The following is a 5,500-nucleotide window of genomic DNA, read 5'->3' on the forward strand; positions in this document are numbered from 1 at the left end:
ATTGAACCGCCGTATACGGATCCGTACGTACGGTGGTGTGAGAGGACGGGAGTTAATCGCTCCCTCCTACTCTATTAAACACGTTTTAACATACGCTCAAGAGAACTACGAGCTTCTATAGCAGTATTTTCCTCTACTTGAATACGATTTTGTGGTTGACCATCAGCGATGCTTTCTAATGACCATAACAAATGTGGTAAATCAATGCGATTCATCGTCAAGCAAGGACAAAAGTTTTCATTTAAAGAGATAATATGCTTATCTGGATGCTGTTGAATAATGCGGCGTACAAGATTCATCTCTGTACCAATCGCCCATGAGGAGCCGCTTGGCGCATTGCTAATTGTATCAATAATATATTTTGTTGAGCCCGCATCATCAGCCGCAGCTACAACTTCACGACTACATTCAGGATGAACGATAATGCGCATCTCAGGATAAGTTTGGCGAATCATTTCTGTATGTTGGACTGTAAAGCCTTCATGTACAGAGCAATGACCTTTCCATAAAATTACTTGAATATTTTCAGGCGACTGTTGTGTTTCAAGCTTTTGTGTATGAGGGTTCCACACTGCCATATTTTCAAGTGGAACACCTAGCTCAAATGCAGTGTTGCGACCTAAATGTTGGTCAGGTAAAAATAAAATGCGCTGTTTCTTCGAAAATGCCCATTTTACCATCTCCTTCGCATTGGATGAGGTTACACAAGCCCCACCGTATCTACCAGTAAAGGCTTTAATCGCAGCAGTAGAATTTACATAAGTTAAAGGGATCATTGTATCGCCAAACAGCTGCTGCAAAATTGGCCATGCTTGCTCTGTTTGGTATATGTCTGCCATATCCGCCATCGAGCAGCCTGCACGCATATCAGGTAAATAAACATGCTGTTCACTTGTTGTCAGCATATCAGCTGTTTCCGCCATAAAGTGTACACCACAAAAGACAATATGCTCTGCTTCTTTATTCGCTGCTGAAATTTGAGCAAGCTGTAAAGAATCACCTGTAGCATCGGCAAATTGAATTACCTCATCTTTTTGATAATGATGTCCAAGAATAAAGAGCTTTTTCCCTAAGTCTTTTTTGAGCTTTGTGATACGTGTTTCCATTTCCTCTTGTGATAATGTTCGGTAATGCTCTGGTAGTAATGATGTTTGTTGTAGTAAGCTAGCGATTGACAAATCCATTTTCTCCTTTCAAATGAACGAGTGCACTAATATCGAAAGCTTTTACTGAATGTGTAAGTGCACCGAGAGAGATCCACTGTACACCCGATTGTGCGTAAGCTTTCAAATTTTCAAGTGTAATGCCTCCTGATGCTTCCGTTGCAATATGACGAGGAATAGAAGGGAGCCATTGTTGTATTTCAGCAGGTGTACGGTTATCAAACATAATAATATCTGCCCCAGCAGCGACCGCTTCATCCAGCTGTGTTTTTGTTTCAATTTCTACTTCAATTTTGACAGTGTGTCCGATTTTTGTGCGAGCGGTTTGAACAGCTTTCGTTATACTTCCAGCAAAAGCAATATGATTATCTTTCAGCATAATGGCATCATAAAGCCCATTACGGTGGTTATAGCCGCCACCAATACGAACGGCATATTTATCGAGCATGCGTAAACCAGGAATTGTTTTACGTGTGTCGAGTATTTTAGCATCTGTCCCAACGGTCTCATTGACAGCACGTTGTGTAGCTGTCGCAATAGCTGACATTCGTTGAATTAAATTTAAAATGACGCGTTCACCCATTAATAGCTTTTGCAGGGAACCTTGAATATGCGCGATTAAATCGCCGTTTTTAACAGCTTCTCCATCTCGTTTATGTAAAGTAATGACGATAGAAGCGTCAAGTAAACGAAAGCCCTGCTCAATAATCGGTCCACCGCAAAAAATGCCATCTTCTTTTGCATAAAAGGAAAATGCTCCTTGTTGCGTAGGTGAAAAAATAAGTTCGCTTGATAAATCGCCATCTCCTATATCCTCATTGAAAAATTGCTTCAGCATTTCCTCTAGCTTGATTATGTTCATATAAAGAATTCCTCACTTCCATTTGACCTTGTGAAAAAACAATCCAGCGCTTTGTCCATTTTGTATCTGTAAAAGGATAATCGGTGCGAATATGCGCCCCTCGTGTTTCTGTGCGAGTTAGCGCCGCTTTCGCCATTAATATAGCTACAATATGCATCATAGAAAGCTCCATTTGTTCACATGGTAAGCTGTCACGATTCGCAGAAAGTAGCGTTTGTAAAGGCGGCATTTGTTGTAAAAACTCTTGCAACGAGGAATGGTTTCTCACGATTCCTAGTGCTTTCATCATCTTTTGTTGAAGCTGCTCTTTTGTAAATAAATGCGGCATGACTATATCGCTGTTGCTTTGTTCAATCATAAAATTTTGTTGATGTAGGCCTTTTTGGATAATTGTTTGTGCCATACGCTGCCCAAAAGTAATTGCCTCTAATAACGAGTTGCTTGCAAGTCGATTTGCACCATGAACCCCTGTACAAGCGACTTCTCCTACTGCATATAAAGAAGGGATAGACGTTTGCCCTAAACTATCTGCGACAATGCCACCCATTAAAAAATGGCTGCCTGGTGCAACAGGGATTAAGCCATCTTGTAAAGATATCCCATTGTCAGCACATAGCTTTGTAATAGACGGGAACTTTTCCTCAAATTTCTCAATCATCGAAATATCTAAAAAAGTTTCTTCTCCAGCAAGCCGCTTTAAAAATAATGTGTGTGCTGTGATATGGCGAGGTGCCAAATCAAGTCCTTTCATAATCGGCTGTCTTGCCGCATCAACAAAAATTGCTCCTGCTCCACGTACAGCCTCGGAAATAAGCCCCTTTGCTTCACCATTGCACCATAATAAAGTAGGATGAAATTGCATAAATTCCATATCGCTAATAGCTGCGCCTGCCATATAGGCAAGTGCAATGCCATCACCAGTGTTTGTAGAAAAATTAGAGGTACAGTTATAAAGGGCTCCCGCACCACCCGAAGCGATAACGATATGATGAGCAAGGTAGCATTTTGTACCTTGCTTGCCTCGTGTTAATGCACCAATGCAGTCCCCATTTTTATTGAATAATAGTTCATACACCATTTCATAATCATTGATTGTCACAGTAACCGGCAGTCGTTCTAGTAAATAATGAATAAAATACTTACCTGTCTGATCTCCACCAGCGTGTAAAATACGGTGATGGCTATGTGCACCTTCTAAACCGAGGATAGGCTCACCATTTGTATAGCGGTCAACAGGAAGCCCTTGCTGTAAAAGTGTGTCAATGAGCTGTGCGCCATCTTTTATTAATGTTTCAACATTCGATGTGTGATGATATTCACCAGCGAGCATTGTGTCATGAATATGATAATTAATATCGTCTATTTGTGTTGTAACAGCCGCAATGCCTCCCTGTGCCCTATAGGAGCTACTTGTTACTACAGAAGACTTTGTGACAAGCTGTACATGAAAATGTTGCCCTAATATGCGAGCAGCTTGAAGTGCAGCAATGCCACTGCCGATTATAAGAACATCTGTTTTGTACATAATAATACCTTCCTTACAGTTGTCTTGACACATATCTTTACATAAAATAAAAGAGAAAACAAGACTGAAAATTAGAAAGGGAGAAAAAGATGATTTATTTAGATTACGCAGCAACAACACCAATGACAGAAAAGGCGATTGCCGCATATTGTGAGGTGGCTAAAAGATATTACGGCAACAGCTCAAGCTTGCATGATGCAGGGGGGCAAGCCCAATATTTCGTTGAACAAGCAAGAAATGTGATTGCACAAGCACTTGATAGGAATAAAGATGGGATTATTTTTACCGGCAGCGGAACGGAAGGCAATATATTGGCTATTTTGTCATTAGCCCTTGCCTCAAAGAAGGGCAAGCATATTATTTCATCACAAGCCGAGCATACATCTGTTCATGCGGCATTAAATACATTAGAAAAAATGGGCTATCAAATTACAAAGCTAGCTTTACAGCAAGATGGTTGTATTGATATCAAACAGTTACGTGCTGCTATTTGTGAGGAAACTGCTGTTATCACAATTCAGCATGCCAACTCGGAAATAGGTGCGATTCAGCCAATTGAAGAAATCGCACGCATTGCAGAAGAAAATAACGTATTCATCCATGTTGATTGTGTCCAATCATTTTGCAAATTGCCGTTACAAGCCCAAATAGATGCGATTACTGTATCGGCACATAAAATTGGGGGACCTAAAGGCTGTGGAGCTGTTTATATTAACCCGAAGTTACAAATACCATCATTAGTGCCAGGTGTTACGCATGAAAAAGGATTGCGTGGAGGCACATTAGATACACCTGCAATTGTGGCTTTTGCTACAGCAGTAGAGGAATATCATTACAAAAGAAGTCATTATGAAACCTTGCGTCAATACTTAAAAGAGACTTTACCAAAAAGCTGTAAATTAATTGAATCAAAAAAACAATTGCCAAATATTTGTGGTGTCATAATGGACAAGGTTGAAGGGCAATATGTGTTATTGAAGCTTAATGAAGCGGGGATTGGCATATCCACAGGGAGCGCCTGCGATATTCATAGTGATTCAGGCACGAAAGCTATTTTATCTATGGGTTATTCGATGACAGCTGCGCGTCAATTTTTTAGAATTTCTTTTGGAGGAGGCACAACTATTGAAGATTTACAAAAGTTGAGTCAAACACTTTTGGCAATTGAGTGAATCTTTAATTTTTGCATTTTGTGCCGAATAATAAAACAAGAACTTTCTACAGAAAGGAGGAAAAATCGGTGCACATCAAAGGGCCGCAAACTGTAAACTTTGCTATGGATAATGCTGTAATAACAAAAGAAGAGGAGCTGTTAAAGAAAAAGCAGGAATTGGAGCGCGAATTAAAAAAGCAACAAAAGATGGCAGAGCAACTTAAAAGGGAAGCTGAGGCTGCCAAAAAGCGAATGGAAGCAGAGCAAGAAGCATTAAAAATTCAATTAACTTGTTTAAAGATTGCAGGGCGTATTATGGCTGGAGATAGAGTGCCTGGAAAAGACCATCAATATTTGGTGAAGCATGACCCGTCGCTTTATGGGAAAGCTTTCATGATGAAAATTACAAAAGAGAATCCCAAGGAACATAAGCAATTATCAGGGGAGGAAGAGAATAATGCGCGGTCATCTCATCATGCAAGTTCTGAGCTTCAAAATGAAATGGCAGTGGATATTAAAATATAAGTGTTAGTAAGATAAAAATAAGCTATTTTCTTTTAGAAAAGCACTTGCTATAATGAGCAACAGAGCATTGTATTTTAGCAATTTTAAAAAATAATATTTTTTTTAAAAAAAGTATTGCATAATGTGAAATAACGTTATATACTAATTCTTGTCTTGAAGAACGGATAACGTTTTGAGAGAGAAAAGAGTCTAGTAATGATGGCAAAGAGGTCACACCCGTTCCCATACCGAACACGGAAGTTAAGCTCTTTAGCGCCGATGGTAGTTGGGGG

5 protein-coding genes and 1 rRNA gene are annotated in these 5,500 nt (G+C 39.8%); 3 read left to right on the plus strand and 3 right to left on the minus strand.

Annotated features, from left to right (window positions below):
- Positions 1 to 74: 74 nt before the first annotated feature.
- Genes nadA through nadB form a run of 3 tightly spaced genes read right to left on the minus strand, consistent with a single transcriptional unit; the run spans position 75 to position 3,550 of the window.
- Positions 75 to 1,178, minus strand: a complete 1,104-nt coding sequence (gene nadA, locus M3Z76_RS19460; protein ID WP_483310189.1) for a quinolinate synthase NadA — start codon at positions 1,176 to 1,178, stop codon at positions 75 to 77.
- Entirely contained in the window at positions 1,165 to 2,025 is an 861-nt protein-coding gene (gene nadC, locus M3Z76_RS19465; protein WP_293929860.1) for a carboxylating nicotinate-nucleotide diphosphorylase, read from the minus strand. Before nadC ends, nadA begins: the two co-directional genes overlap by 14 nt.
- Complete coding sequence (nadB, locus tag M3Z76_RS19470) at positions 1,979 to 3,550, minus strand: L-aspartate oxidase (RefSeq protein ID WP_363319914.1); 1,572 nt, start codon at positions 3,548 to 3,550, stop codon at positions 1,979 to 1,981. Before nadB ends, nadC begins: the two co-directional genes overlap by 47 nt.
- Before the next feature lie 89 nt (positions 3,551 to 3,639).
- Between nadB and M3Z76_RS19475 the strand changes: the two genes are divergently transcribed.
- The 3 genes from M3Z76_RS19475 to rrf all read left to right on the plus strand — a co-directional run.
- Complete coding sequence (locus M3Z76_RS19475) at positions 3,640 to 4,722, plus strand: cysteine desulfurase family protein (RefSeq protein ID WP_293929858.1); 1,083 nt, start codon at positions 3,640 to 3,642, stop codon at positions 4,720 to 4,722.
- A gap of 68 nt (positions 4,723 to 4,790) precedes the next feature.
- Positions 4,791 to 5,228 carry a hypothetical protein gene (locus M3Z76_RS19480; protein ID WP_293929856.1) on the plus strand — a complete coding sequence of 146 codons (438 nt, stop codon included), beginning with the start codon at positions 4,791 to 4,793 and terminating at the stop codon, positions 5,226 to 5,228.
- 188 nt (positions 5,229 to 5,416) lie between these two features.
- Positions 5,417 to 5,500: ribosomal RNA gene (rrf, locus tag M3Z76_RS19485) — 5S ribosomal RNA — on the plus strand; the annotation flags it as partial.

The sequence above is a fragment of the Metasolibacillus sp. genome (assembly GCF_025291715.1).
GTDB lineage: Bacteria > Bacillota > Bacilli > Bacillales_A > Planococcaceae > Metasolibacillus > Metasolibacillus louembei.

Bases quoted from the DNA above. Each gene is read 5' to 3' on its own strand.
- nadC (WP_293929860.1), bottom strand. From the start codon at position 2,025: ATGAACATAATCAAGCTAGAGGAAATGCTGAAGCAATTTTTCAATGAG.
- nadB (WP_363319914.1), bottom strand. From the start codon at position 3,550: ATGTACAAAACAGATGTTCTTATAATCGGCAGTGGCATTGCTGCACTT.
- M3Z76_RS19475 (WP_293929858.1), top strand. From the start codon at position 3,640: ATGATTTATTTAGATTACGCAGCAACAACACCAATGACAGAAAAGGCG.